Here is a 17,787-nt window from a genome sequence, read left to right on the forward strand (position 1 = left end):
CGCATGCTTCGGGTAGCCGCGGTGGCGGTCGCCGTCGCCCTCGCCGCGGCCGGGTGCACCGGGTCGCCGCCGGCCGGCAGCTCGGTCATCGCGATCGACACGAATGTCGACGTGTGCGGCGGGCCGTGGAGCGCGCCGCACGGCGGACCGACGACCTTCGCGGTCACGAACAGGTATGGCGCGCCGATGGACGTCTACCTGGCCGGGGCCGCCGGCGGCGCGGTGTATCAGGAGCTGGAGGGGATCGGCACCGGCGCCACCCTGAACGCGACGGTGACACTGGGCAACGGCCGCTACCGCTTCGAGTGCTTCCCCGCCGACGGATCGGCGGTCCTGGGACCGACCGTGACCATCGACGCGGCGAGCGGAGTTTCCGGCACGACGCCGGCGGTACGACCGGTCACGCCGGCGGATCTCATCCCGGTGGCCAAGGCGTACCAGGCGTGGGTCGTCGGCCGCTTGCCGGTGCTCCGCCGTCAGATCGACGCGCTGGTCGCCGACGTCGCGGCCGGCGACCCGGCCAAGGCCAAGGCGGACTGGCTGACCGCCCATCTGACGTACGAGACGCTCGGCGCGGCCTACGACGCGTTCGGCGATCTGGACTCGGCCATCAACGGTGACCTGACCGGGTTCCATAAGATCGAGGCGCTGCTGTGGTCCGGCTCGCCCGCGCCGGCGTTGCAAGCCGCCGTCGCCGGCCTCCTGCATGCGGTCGATCAACTGATCACTCAGTTCGCGACCGTCGATATCGACCCGAACATCATCGCGCTGCGCGCCCACGAGATCGTCGAGAATGCCATCCAGTTCGAGCTGAACGGCACGACCGACGCCGGTTCGCACAGCAACCTCGCGACCATCGGCGCCAACCTGGCCGGCGCCACCGAGACGCTGAATCTGCTGACGCCGCTGCTGGTGAGCCGCTATCCGAAACTGGCCTCGGCCAAGGCCGCGCTCACCGCCGCCCAGCGGCTGGTCGCCGGACTCGGCCACGCCGGACTCGACACGCTCACCCGCGCGCAGCGCGAGAACCTCAACGCCGAACTGGAGAATCTGGTGGAGTTGCTGGCACCGATCGCGGCGATCTGCGATGAACGGGTGGCGTCGCAATGAGTGGCCCGCCGATCGGCCGCCGGGGATTCCTGGGCGGCGTGCTGGGGGCCGGCGCCGTCGCCCTGGGCGCCACCGCGGCGACGCACGCCGGCAACGCGAGCGAGGCGGCGCCGCCGTCGGCGTTCCCCTTCCACGGCCCGCACCAGCAAGGCATTCTGACCCCGGCGCAACCCTCCGGTCTCGTCGCGGCCTTCGACACCACCGCCGGCAGCCGGGCCGAGCTGGTCGAGTTGTTCCACACGATCACCGAACGTGCCCGCGCCCTGACGGGCGGCGGGTCGCCGGTCGATCTGGGCATCAGCGCGCCGCCGGCCGACAACGGGGTGCTCGGCCCGGACGTGCCGGCGGACGGCCTCACGGTCACCCTCTCGGTGGGTGCCTCCCTTTTCGACTCCCGCTTCGGTCTGGCCGCGCGGCGGCCCGCCAAGCTGACCACCATGCCGGACTTCCCGAACGACGCGCTGCGCCGCGAGCTCTGCGACGGCGACCTGCTGCTGCAGATCTGCGCTCACCACCCCGACACGGCCGTGCACGCGCTGCGCGAGATCAGCCGGGCCACCCGAGGGGGCATGCAACCGCGGTGGCGCCAGCACGGTTTCGTGTCACCGCCGCGCCCGTCCGGGACCCCGCGCAACCTGCTGGGCTTCAAGGACGGCACCGCCAACCCACACCCCGGCGACGACGCCGAGATGGCGAAGCTGGTCTGGACCCGCGGCGCAGACGGCGAACCGGCCTGGACCACCGGGGGTTCGTACCACGTGGTCCGGCTGATCCGGATGCTCGTCGAGTTCTGGGACCGGGTCAACCTGCGGGAGCAGGAGAACATGATCGGGCGGCGCAAGGACAGCGGCGCCCCGAACACCGGCAGCAGCGAGTTCGACACGCCCGACTTCGTCCACGACCCCAGCGGGGAGTCGATACCGACGAACGCGCACATCCGGCTCGCCAACCCGCGCACTCCGGAGACGGACTCGTCGCGCCTGCTGCGCCGCCCCTACAACTACGACAACGGGATCGACCCGAACGGCCAGCTCGACATGGGACTGGTCTTCATCGCCTTCAACCAGGACCTGGAACGACAGTTCGCCGCCGTCCAGCGGCGGCTCGCCGACGAACCGCTGGTCGACTACATCTCGCCGTACGGTGGGGGCTATTTCTTCGCGCTGCCGGGAGTGCGGGACTCGCTCGACTGGTACGGCAGCGGCCTGCTGGTGACTTAGTTGCCTCGCGTATCAAGTTTTTTCGCGTTTTGCCGTTAGCCTCGTCAAGACCAGACGTACCCGGTTAAGGGAGCATCCGTGTCCGACTGGCCTCGGCCGGCAAGATCACTGTGATTCTTGATCGGGCTGCCGTGCGGGTCGTGATCAACGGGCCGCGGACGCTCGCTGAGATCGTGTTGTCGGTGCTGGTCTCCGCTTCGACGTTCGCGGTGGCCGGCCTGATCTGCTCGGCCGCCCGGCGCAGCCACGCCTCCGCCCCGGTCCTCGCGCTGGCCCTGCTGGCGACCATCCTGATGGTGGCGCAGACGGTCGGCATCGTCTACGCGCTGCCGTGCGGGGTGGTCGCCGTCGAGGCGTACGACTGGTTCTTCCTGCCGCCGTTGCACCACCTCAACGGCGCCGCCTTCTCCGTGCTCGGCCTGCTCATCGCGGTGGCCGTGATCGTCGGTGCGGTCGCCAACACCGTTTCTCGCAACGCCGTCGAATCCGCCCGCGCGCGCGGCGACCTGGCCGACGAACAGGCGGCACTGCGCCGCGTCGCCACGCTGGTCGGCGGTGGTGCCGCTCCCGCTGAAGTGTTCGCGGCGATCGCCGACGAACTCGGCCGGCTGTTCGGCGCCGAAGCCAGCTTCATGGCCAAGCTGGACAATCCGGACAAAGGCCTGGACGACGACGTGCCCACCGTGACGGTCGTCGGATCGTACGGCCGCACGGCCCTGACCGCACCGGTCGGCCTCACCATCGACCTGCAGCCCGGCCGGCTGCTGCACGACGCGCTCGCCGCCGGTGCCCCGGTCCGGGCCGACGTCCGGCAACTGACCATCGGACCCCTCGGCACGCTCGTCGTGAAACTCGGCATCCGCAGCGCGATCGCCGCACCGATCATGGTCGGCTCGTCCGCCTGGGGAGTCACCGTCGCCGGGACCACCCGCAACCTGCCGCCGGAAGCCGAGGGCCGCATCCTCAACTTCGTCGAGCTGGCCGCGATGGCGGTGCACAACGCCGAAGCACGCGGGCACATCACCCGGCTCGTCAAGGTGCAGCAATCGCTGCGACGCATCTCGCTGCTCATCGCGCAGGGCCGGGCACCCGAACACGTCTTCACCGCTGTCACTCAAGAGGTGCGGCACCACTTCACCGGCGGCGCCGCCCGGCTGCTGCGCTACGAGCCGGACGGAACCGTGACGCTGCTGGCCGCGCACGGATCCTCCGAAGCCGAACCGGTGGATCCCGAGCACCGCGACGGGCTGGTCGAGACGGTGGCCCGTACCGGGCGCCCCGCCCGTGTCGACCGGCACGGCCAGATCTCCGCCGTCGGGCTCCCGATCAACGTCAGCGGACGGCTGTGGGGACTGTTCACCGTCGACGGCCATCCCGGCGAACTCGAACCCGGCATCGAAAAACGCCTGGAGGAGTTCACCGACCTGATCGCCACCGCCGTCGCGGACGCGCAGAGCCGGGCCGAACTGACCAATTCCCGCGCCCGTATCGTGGCCGCCGCCGACGAGACCCGCCGCGGCATCGAGCGCGACCTGCACGACGGCATCCAGCAAAGCCTGGTCGCGCTCGCGTTGCGCCTGCGCGCGGCGGCCGCCGACGCGGCCGATCAAAGCGACCTCGCGGACGCCGCGGCCAGTCTGACCACCGTGGTCGACCAGCTCCGGGAACTCTCGCACGGCATCCATCCCGCCGTGCTGTCCCATTCCGGGCTGGAGGCGGCGTTGCGCGTCCTCGCCCGCCGGGCACCGCTGACGATGAACGTCGACGTGCGACTCGACGGGCGGCTGCCGTCGCCGGTCGAGGTGGGGGCGTACTACATCGTCTCGGAAGCGCTCACCAACGCCGTCAAACACGCCCGCGCCTCGACCCTCGACGTCGACGCCGGCATCGACGACGACGTCCTGACACTCCGGATCCGCGACGACGGCATCGGTGGCGCCGACCCCACCCGCGGCACCGGATTACTCGGGCTCCGCGACCGCGTCCAGGCCCTCGGCGGATCCTTCGACCTGCGCAGCCCCCCGGATCAGGGCACCACGATCGCATGCCTCATCCCGCTTCGCGGCCCGAACGTATGACGTTTCCGTGCAGGGGCACCGAAGGCACCCCTGCACGCGGGGCGGCGTCAGCGGGGGGTGATCACGGCGACCGGGAACTGCCGGTCGGTCTTCTTCTCGTACTCGGCGGCGTCCGGCCAGTACGCGCCGAACACGTCGTACAGCCGCGCCCAGTCCTCGTCGCGGCCGGGGCGGAACTCGCGGTGGTCCGCCTTCAGCGTGTCGGTACCCAGTTCGATCGTGACGGGACCGGCGACGGCCTCCAGGTTGGCGAACCACTGCGGGTCGTCCGGCGCGCCGCCCTGGCTGCCGCAGATCACGTACGAGTCGTCGCCGTACGGCGCCGCGACCAGCGGGTGGACGAGCTCCCGGCCGGTCTTGCGGCCGGGGGTGTGCAGCAGAAGGGTCGTCTTGCCCTCCCAGTGACCGCCCAGCACGCCGGCGTTGGACCTGAATCGATCGATTATGGGGTTGTTTGAAGACACAAGCAGCGATGATAGTTGCGCACGCGACAATTGTCCAAAAAATGGATGTATATCGATACATAACAACGTCGGCCGTCACTCTCTCGGCATGTCGGTGGTCGTGTGCGCGGAATCGAAGCGGTTGCCGCTCCCGGGCCATCTCGGTGGATACGTGGGAATGGACCTGACTCGGTGTTGATCCCGGTACGGGAGCGCCCGGTGACCCCGCCGTCACGCCATTCCCACGGCGCCCTGGGCGAGTAAGTCCTAGGCCGCACGTTCGACGGGGACGCGGCCCTCGCAGCCATATCGCACATATCCGATATTTCCGATTATCAGCCCGGACTGCAGAGAGTGTCCCGCCGGTTCTGGCTGTGCGGGCGGCGGGTGGCCCCCAGGTGTGCGCAGCTGACCCCGCCACCTGCTGGGCGTCGGGGCTCCGCGCGCGGCGCTTCCATTCCCATAGGACGGATGCCCGCATGCTGGAACTGTTCAGCTGGTTCCGCCGGCCGGGAGTCCCGGTGCGAGGCGATGCCGCCAGGCCCGGGCAGGTCCCAGCTCCCCACAATGGGCGCCCCACCCGGGTGTGGGCAGTAGCGACGCCGGGGAGGTTGTGGTTGCCCACACCGCGGCTACCCTCACCCGCGTGTGGGGGGTCGCGACGCCGGGGAGGCTGTGGCTGCCCACACCGCGGCTACCCTCACCCGCGTGTGGGGGGTCGCGACGCCGGGGAGGCTGTGGCTGCCCACACCGCGGCTACCCTCACCCGCGTGTGGGGGGTCGCGACGCCGGGGAGGCTGTGGTTCCCCACACCGCGGCCACCCTCACCTAAGTGTGGGGAGTCGCGACGGCGGGAAGGCCGCGGCTCCCCACACCGCGGCCACCCTCACCTAAGTGTGGGGAGTCGCGACGGCGGGAAGGCCGCGGCTCCCCACACCGCGGCCACCCTCACCTAAGTGTGGGGAGTCGCGACGCCGGGGAGGCTGTGGTTCCCCACACCGCGGCCACCCTCACCACGTGTGGGCACCCGCCACGGCCGGAACGTCCCAGCTCCCCACAGCGACGGCCCTCAGGTCCGCCACGCAAGGCCAACGCATCGGAGGGTGAGCGGCGCGAGAACCAGCTGAACAGTTCCGCATGCTGAGAGCCGCAGCCCCCGGCGTCCGCCAGGTGAGACATTTCTCCATTGTGGACGTCAATCTTGGCATGAAATGCAGCTTTTGTCCTGCCGATTTTCACGCTCGAATGCGAACCTTGGAGAGTTGTGGTTCGTATGTGGGCATAAGTCTCCAAGATTAACGAAAACTCCGCGATGTGGCCGCGGTGTCCGTATAGCGAACCGTTCGGGACGCGAGCGGATCGCCGCGCGCCGATAGCGACCGCCGCGGCCGCCGCCGGTTCCTGATGCCGGATGCGACGCACACGCTACTAGCGCCACTTGCGGTCAGCGCGATTACTCATTTGGCGGAGCCATTTCTCGTCCGCTCGCTTGTATCGCATCGGGCGCGACAATTTCTGCGCGGCCGCACGACAACAAATGCGAAATGCAAAACGATAGTTGCTGGGCTAAACAAGGCTGCCCGGATATGTGAGTACCCGCACCTTGACGAGGGTGTTCCGCGCTGTCAGCATTTTGCCCGGCGAATGAGCCGATGATCTTTTGGTCCGGCCATTAGTCGCTCCCATACCGAATTGCTGGCGGCCACCTTTCCGGCCTCCGCATTCGGTCCGCAGGCCCGTGGGCGAACAGCGTCCACGTGGCCGGACAGCGCAGAGGAATTTGTTGATGAAACATCAGGGCCGCGTTCTCAGTGGCGCTCTAGCCGCCGCCTCAACCCTGGTCATCGGATCCGGGGTGCTCGCCAGCCCGGCTTCCGCCGCGTCGCTGCACCCTTTCGACACGGTGCCCGGAACGGATTCGGGCGGGCATGCCGAGTACAGCTTTGATGCCACCTGTTCCACGGTCTCGGTCGAGCTGGCCGACTTCCTGCCCCCGCCGCCTTCCGATCTGAGCTCCGGGGGGAATCTCAACTTCGTCACGATCACCGAAGACGGTACGACCGTGCTGGCGCGGACGCGGTTCGTGCAGAGCTTCGCGAAACAGCAGATCCCCGTGCCGGTGCGGACGGGCAAGGCGACGTTCCAGCTCCTCGCGGAATCGACGGCGTTCGGCAACGGCACCCGAGGGGGTTCGCAGAGCATCGAGGTGAATGTCGACTGCGCCGAGCAACCGCCGGCGGGCCCGACCCCGCCGACCGACCCGACCCCGCCGACCGACCCGACCCTGCCGACCGACCCGGCCCCGCCGGCGACGCCCACCGATCCCGCCGCGACCACGCAGCCGGCGAACCCGGGTCACCCGACCGATCCGCCGAGTTCGGCACCGGCCACCAGCGGCGGCCGGGTCCAGACAATCACCACCGTGACGGGCAGCGCCGACCCGGTCCCGTACGGCGTGGGCGAAGTGAGGCTGACGGCAACGGTGTCGCCGGTCCCCGCAGCCGCCGCGCACCCGAGCGGGTTGGTGCTGTTCAAGGTCGGCACGGCGAGCAAGGCGCTACCATGCGGCGCCGTTCCGCTGGCGAACGGGAGCGCGACCTGCTCGGTGAGCAGTGCGGCTCTCGGCAAGCCCGGAACGTACCCGATCACCGCCGATTTCCTCGGCTCCACCGGCTACGCGCCGAGCAGCGGTACCGGGAGACAGGTGGTCGGGAGGGTGACACCCCACCTCATGATCGACGCCGTGCATTTCGGGTCGTCCGCGTCGGTCACCGCCGTGGTCACTCCCAGCTATGCGCTTCCGTTGCTGACGGGTGGCGGAAAGATCGCGGTGACGCTGACCGACGCCAAGGGCAAGCCGGTGAAGGGCTTCGCCTTCGGGATGGCCGGAATCGTCGAGTCCTGCACGTATCTCAATAACGTCGGTGCCGGCGCGGGCCCGTACACGATCAAGGTCGATTTCTCCGGCAACTCCATGCTGAGCGACGTCAGCACGACGGAAAAGCTGCCGGCGTCCAGGTTCTGAGAGCACAAAGCGGACCCCTCCCGAAAGGAAACGAGTACCCATGCACAAAACCCGCCTCGCCGCGGCTGTTCTGATTTCCGCAGTCGCGGCGGCGGGAACAGCCGGCTGCGGGGGATCGTCACACCCGTCCGCACTCACCGGCACCCCGACCGACATCGCCGACCGGGCCTACCAGGCGCTCGGCTCGGCCCCCTCGGTGACCATGACGTTCACCGAGAACGACGGCGACGCGAAGTCGGACGTCAAGCTGACCCTGGACGCGAAAGGCGACTGCTCCGGCTCGTTCACCAGCGACGCCGCCTCGTTCGAGATACTCAAGGTGGGCACCACGTCGTGGATCAAGATGTCCTCGGAGACGGCGCTGATCGGGCTCGTCGGCCCGGACAAGGCGCACCGGGCGGTCGGCAAATACCTGCCGCTCGCCGACCATCCCAACCTGGCGAGCTTCGTCAAGGCGTGCGACCTCAAGTCGGAGATCGCCGCGGAGGACCGGCCGGACGCGGTGACTCAGGTGGGCACCACGACCGTCGACGGCATCGCGACCGCCGAGTTCAAGGAGCACGATTCCGGCGGCGACACGTTGACCTGGGTCACTGTCCGGGGCGCCCCGGAGATCGTCAAGATTCAGACCCCTCAGGTGACCGCCTACTTCAGCGACTACGCCAAGCCCGTGTCGTTCCGTGCGCCGTCCGCCGCGGAGGTGGCGTGAGCGGCCGCTCCCCAGCGGGCGAGCCGTGTGCGGGCCTCGCGATCACCGCGGGCCACCAACCGGCGCCGACCGGCCGGGAAGCGGCCCATGACCTGGCTGGCCAGCAGGTTCGTGCCGACGCGGGCCAGGCCGTACCACGGGAGCCGGGCGGGCAGGCCCAGGTCGCGCATGGCGGTGCGGCCCAGCAGCCAGGTGCTCACCGAAAGTGCGCGCTCGCGCTCGTAGCGGCGCCGCCAGCGCCCGGGCCAGACCTCGTCGGTCATGTCGATCAGGGCCTTGGCCAGCGCGCGCGTGTTGGCGTCGGGTGGCGGGTCGTGGGCGAGGAAGTGGTACAGCAGGCGGCGTCCCTGACGCTCGGTGTGCGGCAGCCACGCGTCTTCGACGCCCATCAACCAGCCCACGTACGCCCATAGGTGCATCACGGCACGCCCGTCCTCGCGGGAGACGCGGACCCCGAGCAGGCGCAGATGCAGCAGGAAGCTCGTGCTGAAGATGCCCACGGTGCTGCCGAGGTCGTACTGGTTGATCGGCACGCCGCGACCGGCCCAGTCCCAGGCGGGGTCGTCCTCGAGCTTCGCGTTGACGAGCGCGTGCATCACGCGTACACGCAGGGTGGTCTGAAAGCCGTCGCCGTCGGCAGCCAGACCGCCCGGCGCCGTCACCGCCCGCCACCAGGCGGACGTCTCGCGGACCCGGCTCAGTGTCCCGGCGCCGGTCAGCCGGCCGGTGCGCACCAGCGGCTCCAGCGCGGCGGCGGTGCGATAGCCACCCAGCAGCGACCCGTACGCCAGGACCAGAAAGCCGTCCAGGCCGAACGCCCGGCAGGCCGACGCGCCCCGGGCTAGCAGGCGGTCGTCGACCCAATCGGGCCGTTTGCCGGCCATCGCCAGGAAGTCGCGGACCGGCGGGGGAGCGCCGGGGTCGAACAGGCGCCGCAGATCGCGCGCTGACACGGCCCGGACGAGAGCGGCGGCCGGCTCGTCCCTTCGCATCAACGCGCCGCGTAACGCCGCGAGCTCCGCCGGGGCCGGTCGGGCGCCCGGCCCGGCGACGAGGCGTAAGGGCCGCGCGGCCCGCTCACCCCAGCGCGGGTCGGCCCCGAATCGAGTCGGATGCACCTCTCGACGGTAAACCGCGACAGCGGCGCCCCCGATCGCCGGGGACGCCGCTGCCAGGTGTGGTGACTACTGGGGAAGGGTCCACCGCTGCGTTACCGAGCCGCGGCAGGGGGCGATCCGGGCCGTCGCGCCGTCGCGTGCGCTGTTCTGCGTCACGTCCAGGCACTGGCCGGTTGCCGTGTGCTTGACGGTGCCGTCGGACTGCGGCACCCAGTTCTGCGCCGCGGTGCCGTTGCAGGTGCCGACCTGGGCCAGCGTGCCCGCGACGGTCAGGCACTTGTCCTGCGAGCGCAGCGTCGCGCCCTGCACGGTCCAGACCTGAGCGGCCGCGCCCGCCTTACAGGTGTTGATCTCGGCCTGGACGCCGTCGACGTCGAGGCACTTGCCGGCCACACCGGTGATGGTGCCGGTGGCCGGCAGTTCCTTGATCCGGATGTTGCGGAACGAGACGTCGTCGCCGGTGCCGTGGTTCTGGATGCCGATGTGGCCGGCCAGCGAGCGTGCCGCGTTCGTGTTGGTGAAATCGTTGACGAGCGTGCCGTTCAGGTACACCCGCAGACGCTGGCCCTCGACGCGCAGTTCGTAGTCGTTCCACTGCCCGGGCGGGTTCAGCGCCTTGTCGCGGGCGGCGAGGTCGGCCGACTGGAACGAGTAGACCGAGCCGGTGGTCCGGTCCGGCGCGTCGGTCGCGTCGATCTGCACCTCGTAGCCCTTGTCGACCGCCGACCACGGGTCGTCCGACGGCGGGAAGCCGAGGAACACGCCCGAGTTGTCGTCGCCGGCCATCTTCCAGTCCAGCTTCAGCGAGAAGTTCCGGTACTCACGGGGCGTGTACCAGTAGAGGCCCAGCCCGCCGGACGAGCTCAGCGTGGCGTCGCTGTTGCTGAAGCCACCCGGGCCCGCCTGCTGCCAGCCGGTGGTGGAACCGTTGTAGAGCGCGGTGTAGCCGCTCTCCGGCCGGCAGTCGGCCTGGACCTGCCCGGCCGCCCACTCGATGCCGCCGAGCAGGTGCTGCCGGAAATTCGCCTCCGTGTACGACTGCTGGGTGTGGCCCATGCCGGTGTAGAACGAGCGCCCGCCCTGGTAGTTCTTGCACCACGTGATCGGGTGGTCGCTGCCCATCGTGCCGCCGGTGTAGGAGCCCTCGTCGTAGGTCGCCAGCACGTGCGAGGTCGCCCGCGGGTTGGTGCGGTAGTTGTACAGCTCGTCGGTGCGCAGCCAGGTCTGCGGCAGGTGCGCGGTGGCCGCGTTGGCCCGGTCCTCGACCTTCACCGCGACCTGCTGGATCGCCGGGTGCCCCTGGAAGTAGGCGCCGACCAGCTCACCGTAGAACGGCCAGTCATACTCGGTGTCGGCCGCCGCGTGCACACCCATGTAGCCGCCGCCCGCCCGGATGTAGCTCTCGAAAGCGGCCTGCTGGGTGTTGTTGAGGACATCCCCGGTCGTACTGAGGAAGATGACCGCCTGGTATTTGGCCAGGTTGTCGGCCGTGAACGCGCTCGCGTCCTCGGTCGCGGTCACCCCGAAACCGTTGGCGGCGCCCAGCTCCTTGATGGCCTGGATGCCGGCCGGGATCGCGTCGTGCCGGAACGCCGCGGTCTTCGAGAAGAGCAGCACGTTGTACGCTGGCGGCTGGACCGTCCCGCTGCCGAACTCGAACGAGTCCACATCGAACAGGTTCCCGTTGCCGGTCGGGCCGGCGAAGGTCAGGTACAACGAGGTCGCCCCGCTCGGCGCCCCGGTGATCGGACCGGTGATGTCGGTGAACTTCTCCCAGTCCCCGGTGATCGGCACGGTCGCCGAGCCGATCACCGGCCCGGTCGGGGAGCCGGTCCGGAACGAGACCGTCCCGCCGGCGCCGGCCGAGGACACCCGCGCGGTGAACGTGGTGACGCCGTCGAGCCGGTACGGCGCGAAGCCGATCCAGTCGCCGTCGTCGGTGAAGCCGGCCGTCTGGCCACCCTCGGCCGGAGCGTGGTCCGCGATCTGCATGCCGTTGTTGCTGGTGTAGTGCTCGGCCTGTTGGTGCCGCGGCTGCAGGGTGCTCCGCGCGTGGGTGACCAGGCCGCCCTTGTCGGTGTACTGCGCGTCGAACACCGTCGCGTCGTCGAGACCGGCGGGCACGGTGAGCTCACCCGAGCAGCCGGTCGCGGTGGCGGAACCGAACGTCACCGTGGCCTTGGTGCAGTCGGTGGCGCCGTCCTCCGGGTCGGTGACGGTCAGGTTGAACGGCAGCTTGGCGCCCGGGGTGAACAACGATCCGTCGCCGGGCGTGCCGATGACGACCTTGGGCGCGGTGTTGCCCACGACGACCTGAACGATGGCGGTGCCGGTGGCGCCGTCCGGGTCCTTGACCGTCAGCGTCGCCGCGTACGTGCCGTTGGTGGTGAAGGTCTTGACCGGGTCGGCATCGGTCGAGGTGCTGCCGTCCCCGAAGGCCCAGGCGTACGTGAGGGTGTCGCCGTCCGGGTCGGCGGAGCCGGACGACGAGAAGTGCACGGTCAGCGGTGCCTGGCCGGAGGTGACGTCGGCGGTCGCCTTCGCGGCCGGGGCCTTGTTACCCGCCCCCACGTAGTCGAACCGGTAGAGCGCCGAGTTGGCGTCGGGTGTTCCGAATCCGGCACCGTAGTCGAGCACGTACAGGGAACCGTCCGGTCCGAAGGCCATGTCCATGGCCTGTTTGCCGGTCCACGGGAAGTTGTCGATCGCGCCCGGGGACCCGTCGGCGTTGACGGTGATCGGCTTGATCCAGTGCCGGCCCCAGTCGGCCGCGAAGAACTGGCCGTCGAGCGAGCGCGGGAACTTCGTGGTGGACGGGTTCGCCGCGTCGAAGTGGTAGACCGGGCCGCCCATCGGCGACTCGGAACCGCTGCCGAACTCGGCCGGGCCGGGCGTGTCACCGGCGTACCTGATCCAGGCCGCGTGGGCCGGCGGCAGGTCGGTGAGGCCGGTGTTGTTCCGGGAGTTGTTGACCGGGTGGGTGCAGTCGAACTTCGGCCCGGTCGTGTTCGTGCCGAAATCCCACTCGTTGTAGGTCTCCGCCGTCGTGTTGTACCCGGTGCAGTAGGGCCAGCCGAAGTTGCCGGCCTCGGTGATCCGGTTGAACTCGACCTGGCCGCTGGGCCCGCGCGCGGGGTTGGCGGAGCCCGCGTCCGGACCGTAGTCGCCGAGGTAGACGACGCCGGTCGGCTTGTCCACGCTCATCCGGAACGGGTTGCGGAAGCCCATCGCGTAGATCTCGGGACGGGTCTTGGCGGTGCCCGGCGGGAAGAGGTTGCCGGCCGGGATCGTGTACGAGCCGTCCGGCTCGATGTGGATCCGCAGGACCTTGCCGCGCAGGTCGTTGGTGTTGCCCGCGGAGCGCTGAGCGTCGTACGCCGGGTAGGAGTCGGCCCGCTCGTCGATCGGGGCGTAGCCGCCGCTGACGAACGGGTTCGTGTCGTCGCCGGTGGTCATGTAGAGGTTGCCGGCCGCGTCGAAGTCGATGTCGCCGCCGACGTGGCAGCAGATCCCCCGGTCGGTGCCGACCCGCAGGACCTCGACCTCGCTGGCGGTGTTCAGTGTGAAGTCGGCGTCGAGCGTGAACCGGGACAGCTTGTTGTAGCCGTGCCACGCGGTCCAGTCGGTGCCCTGGCTGGGCGCGTCGCCCGCGGGGGTGTTCAGCGGCGGCGCGTAGTAGAGGTAGACGTGCCGGTTGGTGGCGAAGCCGGGGTCGACGGCGACGCCCTGCAACCCGTCCTCGTCGTTGGTGTAGACCGGCAGCGTGCCGATAACGGTGGTGGTGCCGTCGGCGTCGGTCCGCCGCAGCTTGCCGTCGCGCGCGGTGTGCAGCACGGATCGGTCCGGCAGCACGGCGATGGCCATCGGCTCGCCGACCTCGGGCACGCCCTTGGCCAGCGTTACCTGTTGGTAGTCGCTCTGGTCGATGACTGCGGCAGTTGTTGCGCCTCGTGCGTGTGCCGCCGGCGGGATGGCGACAATCGCGGCGGCTACCAGGAGAGTGGACGTGATGATCGACATACTTCGATGTCTAACGGACATACGGGTGCCTTTCCTGACCGGTGGCAGGCGGGGCTACCTACGTGTGGCAATGATCGACACGTTAACGACTTTCGTCTGACGTGTCCATACTTTTGAATGTATGAATGAAAGTTGACCCGGTCGGCGACGGAACCCGGCTTCAGTGCGACAGCGCCGCGGCCACCCGGGCGGCGGTGTTCTCCTGGCCGTTGAACCCGTCGCTCGCCAGGTAATCGTTGGTGGCGAAGGGGATCCGCTGGTCGTCGGCAGTGCCGCCGATGCCGTCGCGCCCGGCCACGATCCGGGCGATGTCGGTCGAGTCCATCAGCCCCGGCCGGCCGTCGGTGGGCTGGGTGTGCCAGTTGCCCAGCAGGTGCCCGACCTCGTGGCTGATGTAGTCGCTCAGCACCTCGGCGATGTAGCCGACGCGGTCGCGCGATCCGGTCAGGTAGGCGTTGATCGAGTCCGGGTCGGCGGCGGTGTCACTGAGAATGTCCGTCAGCACGACGGCGGTCTCCTCGGTGGCGTAGTTGCCGGGGTCGATCGACTGCGCGATGCCGATGGTGGGCAGTCCGCTGTCCTTCATGGTGCCGCCGACGACGACGCGGCTGACGTCGCGACGGCCGTACAGGTCCGGGCCGTCGGCGCTGGACGCGACGTGGGCGGCGGAACCGCCACCGACCTGCAGGTTGCGCCGGACGTCCGCGGTGACGGTCTTCTCCAGCGCGCCTTCGTCGGTGCTCTTCAGACCCCAGGCGGGCAGGAACGTCCGCAGGGCCGGGAACGCCCGCTGCCCGGTGGGATCGGGGATCTCGATGCCGCTGTTCGCGAAGATGGCCGGGTCGACCCGGGCGCCGTCGTAGTCCAGGTAGATCGTCTGCACGTCGCCGGTGTGCTCGAGCCGCGGCCGGCTCACCACCAGCGTCAGCCGGTAGGTGCCACCGGTGCCGGCCACCTGGATGTAGTGCCAGCCGTCGGTGGTCGCGATGTGGTCGGTGGACAGGTCGCCGTGCGGGAGCGGGCTGAGCGCCGGGTAGTTGGACGCGGCGTCGCCGGTCGAGCCGTGCACGTCACGGCCGGCCGGGTCGAACACGGTCAGCATGTCCGGCGAGCCGGTCGTGGCCGCGCCGAGCACGTCGCCGCGCCGCAGCCGGATCGCGTAGACGTCCACGTCCGCGGCCGCGGAGACGATCGACAGGCGGTACGGTCCGGTGGCGGCCGGACCGCTTGTGCCGGACGCGGTGACCCGCGCGTAGTAGGCACCCGCCGTGGCCACCCGATGGGTGAGCACGGGGTTCGGGTCGGTGACCCGGTTGTCGTTGAAGTCCACCGCGGTGCCCCGCGAGTCGTACAGGACGATCGCGGCGTCGAGCCGGTCGGCCGCCACCTTGATGATGATCGTGTCCCCGGCGGCGGCGTCCACCCGGTAGACGTCGGAAGCGCGCGGGCCGCCACCGATCTCGCCGGTCGTGGTGATTCCCGGGCGGTGCGGGCCGATCCCGGTCCTCGTGGCGAGCCGGATCGACCCGTCGTCCCCGGCGGCCGGCGGGATCGCCGTGGTGGCCTGCGACGCCGGCGACAGCGCGCCCAGGACGGTCACCGACCGTGATCCGAGCTGCTCGGCGGAGTCCCCGCTGTCGTTGCGGCCGCGCGTGCCGACCGGCTCCCGCTCGATGACGTCGGGCGCGGGCGGGAGTAACTCCGGGAGCCGGCCGGGCGGGCGGAGCCGGTTCGTTCCGACGGTCCGCACCACGGCGGGACCGACCGTCAGCACCTCCGGCCGCGCCGGCCCGGACAGCGCTGCGGCGATGGCCGTCAGCGCGATCGCCGCGGGCAGCACATTACCTCTCACCACCCCCGCAACGGGCGCCCCGGAGCGCGAGTTCGGTGTCGTGACCTCCGTGACCTTCCCGGTGGCAATTAATTGTCACTGCGGCGTCCGTGTCGCCTCTTCCAGTTCGAACAACAGCGGTGCCGGATCCTTGTGTGCGGCGACCGTAACGCGCAGTGAACCGTCGAATGTGGTGACGCCGACCATATGTTCGCCCGGGTACCGGCCCATCACCATCGGCCCCCAGATCGCCCGCGGCCGGACCGGACCGGCCCAGTCGAGCGCCGGTGCGCCGAGGTTGCTGACCAGCAATTCGTAATCGATCGCCTGATGGATGTATCTGCGTACCTCGGATGCGGTGACCGCCGGCGGCAGGAAATGGTTCGACACGGCGGCCGCGCTCGCCACCGCCGCCTCAGACTTCGCGCCGGCGGTCTGCGCCCGCACCGCCCGTGCCCGGTCCCAGAGACGGGTGCTCCCGTGCGCCTCGAATCCGAGCCGGATCGCCCCGAATGTCGGCGCGAGGCTTTCCCCGGCATCGAGGATCGGCCGCAGGTCGATCGGGTTGAAGACACGGATGTAGTCGGTCCCGACAATCGCCGCGCAGGAACGCGAGGCCGCCGCGACGATCAGCGAATTGACGGTCGCCCGCTCGGCGCGGCATCGCTGTACCAGCCGCGTGGTCTCGTCTCTGGTCAAGGCGAATGTGCGAATCACGGCCGGGGAACCGTCGAACGGCTGATCGTCCAGCGGAATGGTCATCCGGGGATCGATGCCGGTCAGGTCGGGCATCGGAGCCCGGCCGATCCGGTCCGCGATGAGATCCTCCAAGGACGGCGGCGCGGCGGTCGGTTCCAGCGCGCCGCCGTTGAGCGCCGTCACAAGGTCGCGCAGCACATACATGGCGCCCATCGCGTCGGCGATGCAGTGTTCGAGTGTGAGAACCAGCGTCGTGCCGTTCTCGTCGTCGGTCTGGACAACGCGCATCAGCGGCCCGTTCGACGGATCGAAGGCCCGGCCGAGTTCCTTTCCGGCCTGTTCCTGCCACGGACCGGTCGCCGACGACAGGGCAATGGAACGGTCGGTTCGATAGAACGCGGGCGGGGTGCCGTCCACCCGGGCCGACAGCAACGGATGCCGGGCCTGGACGGCATCGAGGGCGATACGCACGACAGCGGGACTCAACGTCTCACGAAACGCGGCCGCCATCACGAAATGCAGTGGATAGGTCTGGATGCTGCGGAAGTACAAGCGCTCGAGAGCGCCGAGCGAACGGATCAGCGACACGATCCCATCCCTGGTGGCAGTTCGACGACTGGGCCCACCAGAGACGAGATCGAGGCGCGCGATGTGACATTCAGGTCAGTCGGCGACGTGTGCCGCCGCGGCCAGGATCGTGTCGATCGAGACCTGGGGATGCGACACCATCGAGACGTGCGAGCCCGCCACCTCGGTGATCTTGGCGCCGGCCCGCTCGGCCATCGATCGCTGGGTGGCCGCCGGGATCACCTTGTCCTCGGTGCCCACGACCGCCCAGCTCGGCAACGTCTTCCAGGCCGCGGTCACCGACGGCGTCGTGTTCGCGCTCAACGTGATCGGCCGCTGGCCCGCGGCGATCAGCCACCGGTCCGCCTCGCTCAGATCCTGGGCGAAGGAATTGTGGACGGTGCCGGGCTTCAGGAACGCCTCCGCGTCACCCTCCGGCGCGCCCGGGTATCCGGCGATGTCGAACACCGTCGTCGGGTCCGGGACGTCGAACGCCGAACCCGATCCACCGAGGATCTGAAACGTCGTTTCGCCTTCGTCGGGGATGAATGCGTCGACGTAGACCAGGGCCCGCACGTCACCGCCCCCGGTCCCGGCATTCGTGATGACGAAACCGCCGTACGAATGGCCGGCCAGCACGACCGGCCCGGTGGTGCGCTGAGCGAGAAACGACGCGATGTACGCGGCGTCGCCCGCCACGCCACGCAGCGGATTCGGCGGCGCTAAGACGGTGTAATCCCGGCTCTGTAACTCGGACGCCACCGCGTTCCAACTCGACGCATCCGCCCATGCTCCGTGCACGAGGACGATGGTGGGTTTCGGCATGCTCTTCTCCCTTGCCGCACTACGAAGGTCAGCCCCCATCCTCGACCCCGCCGCCCCGGAATCGGCCAGCCGCACAGATGAACATCGGCACCCGTTCGGCGGTCCTCAAAGCACAAACCACGCCAGAGGTACGCCTCGCCGA

General features: G+C 69.8%; 11 protein-coding genes. 5 read left to right on the forward strand and 6 right to left on the reverse strand.

Annotation, left to right across the window (positions count from 1 at the left end; all coding sequences use genetic code 11):
- Window positions 1-3 precede the first annotated feature (3 nt).
- From HH310_RS21650 to HH310_RS21660, 3 genes are all read left to right on the forward strand, one after another.
- Window positions 4-1,110, forward strand: coding sequence for an EfeM/EfeO family lipoprotein (locus HH310_RS21650; protein ID WP_169177420.1), 1,107 nt, complete (start codon window positions 4-6; stop codon window positions 1,108-1,110).
- Window positions 1,107-2,330, forward strand: a complete 1,224-nt coding sequence (gene efeB, locus HH310_RS21655) for an iron uptake transporter deferrochelatase/peroxidase subunit (RefSeq protein ID WP_169177421.1) — start codon at window positions 1,107-1,109, stop codon at window positions 2,328-2,330. The genes HH310_RS21650 and efeB overlap by 4 nt, the downstream gene beginning before the upstream one ends.
- Window positions 2,331-2,470: 140 nt before the next feature.
- Window positions 2,471-4,408, forward strand: coding sequence for a GAF domain-containing protein (locus HH310_RS21660; protein ID WP_312034250.1), 1,938 nt, complete (start codon window positions 2,471-2,473; stop codon window positions 4,406-4,408).
- A 47-nt stretch (window positions 4,409-4,455) separates the two neighbouring features.
- On the opposite strand, the gene HH310_RS21665 is transcribed toward HH310_RS21660, so the two are convergent.
- Window positions 4,456-4,872, reverse strand: coding sequence for a nitroreductase/quinone reductase family protein (locus HH310_RS21665; protein ID WP_312034251.1), 417 nt, complete (start codon window positions 4,870-4,872; stop codon window positions 4,456-4,458).
- Window positions 4,873-6,637: 1,765 nt separating this feature from the next.
- Here HH310_RS21665 and HH310_RS21670 point away from each other — a divergent pair.
- Window positions 6,638-7,876, forward strand: a complete 1,239-nt coding sequence (locus HH310_RS21670) for an Ig-like domain-containing protein (RefSeq protein ID WP_169177422.1) — start codon at window positions 6,638-6,640, stop codon at window positions 7,874-7,876.
- 40 nt (window positions 7,877-7,916) lie between these two features.
- On the forward strand, window positions 7,917-8,585 hold the full coding sequence (locus tag HH310_RS21675) for a hypothetical protein (RefSeq protein WP_169177423.1): 669 nt from the start codon (window positions 7,917-7,919) through the stop codon (window positions 8,583-8,585).
- On the opposite strand, the gene HH310_RS21680 is transcribed toward HH310_RS21675, so the two are convergent.
- The 5 genes from HH310_RS21680 to HH310_RS21700 all read right to left on the reverse strand — a co-directional run bounded on the left by HH310_RS21680 (window position 8,534) and on the right by HH310_RS21700 (window position 17,645).
- Window positions 8,534-9,703, reverse strand: coding sequence for an oxygenase MpaB family protein (locus HH310_RS21680; RefSeq protein WP_169177424.1), 1,170 nt, complete (start codon window positions 9,701-9,703; stop codon window positions 8,534-8,536). The genes HH310_RS21675 and HH310_RS21680 overlap by 52 nt on opposite strands.
- 66 nt (window positions 9,704-9,769) lie before the next feature.
- Window positions 9,770-13,723 (reverse strand): ThuA domain-containing protein, encoded by a 3,954-nt coding sequence (locus HH310_RS21685; protein WP_211192452.1) that lies wholly within the window; start codon window positions 13,721-13,723, stop codon window positions 9,770-9,772.
- A gap of 160 nt (window positions 13,724-13,883) precedes the next feature.
- Window positions 13,884-15,578, reverse strand: a complete 1,695-nt coding sequence (locus tag HH310_RS21690; protein ID WP_169177426.1) for a PPC domain-containing protein — start codon at window positions 15,576-15,578, stop codon at window positions 13,884-13,886.
- A 72-nt stretch (window positions 15,579-15,650) separates the two neighbouring features.
- On the reverse strand, window positions 15,651-16,670 hold the full coding sequence (locus tag HH310_RS21695) for a hypothetical protein (protein WP_169177427.1): 1,020 nt from the start codon (window positions 16,668-16,670) through the stop codon (window positions 15,651-15,653).
- 246 nt (window positions 16,671-16,916) lie between these two features.
- Window positions 16,917-17,645, reverse strand: coding sequence for an alpha/beta fold hydrolase (locus HH310_RS21700; protein ID WP_169177428.1), 729 nt, complete (start codon window positions 17,643-17,645; stop codon window positions 16,917-16,919).
- Window positions 17,646-17,787: the final 142 nt, after the last annotated feature.

Origin of the sequence: Actinoplanes sp. TBRC 11911, from assembly GCF_012933445.1 — a bacterium.
Taxonomy (GTDB): Bacteria; Actinomycetota; Actinomycetes; order Mycobacteriales; family Micromonosporaceae; genus Actinoplanes.

Coding starts and splice junctions, on each gene's coding strand:
- HH310_RS21650 (WP_169177420.1), top strand. CDS start 4: ATGCTTCGGGTAGCCGCGGTGGCGGTCGCCGTCGCCCTCGCCGCGGCC.
- efeB (WP_169177421.1), top strand. CDS start 1,107: ATGAGTGGCCCGCCGATCGGCCGCCGGGGATTCCTGGGCGGCGTGCTG.
- HH310_RS21670 (WP_169177422.1), top strand. CDS start 6,638: ATGAAACATCAGGGCCGCGTTCTCAGTGGCGCTCTAGCCGCCGCCTCA.
- HH310_RS21675 (WP_169177423.1), top strand. CDS start 7,917: ATGCACAAAACCCGCCTCGCCGCGGCTGTTCTGATTTCCGCAGTCGCG.
- HH310_RS21685 (WP_211192452.1), bottom strand. CDS start 13,723: ATGTCGATCATCACGTCCACTCTCCTGGTAGCCGCCGCGATTGTCGCC.
- HH310_RS21700 (WP_169177428.1), bottom strand. CDS start 17,645: ATGCCGAAACCCACCATCGTCCTCGTGCACGGAGCATGGGCGGATGCG.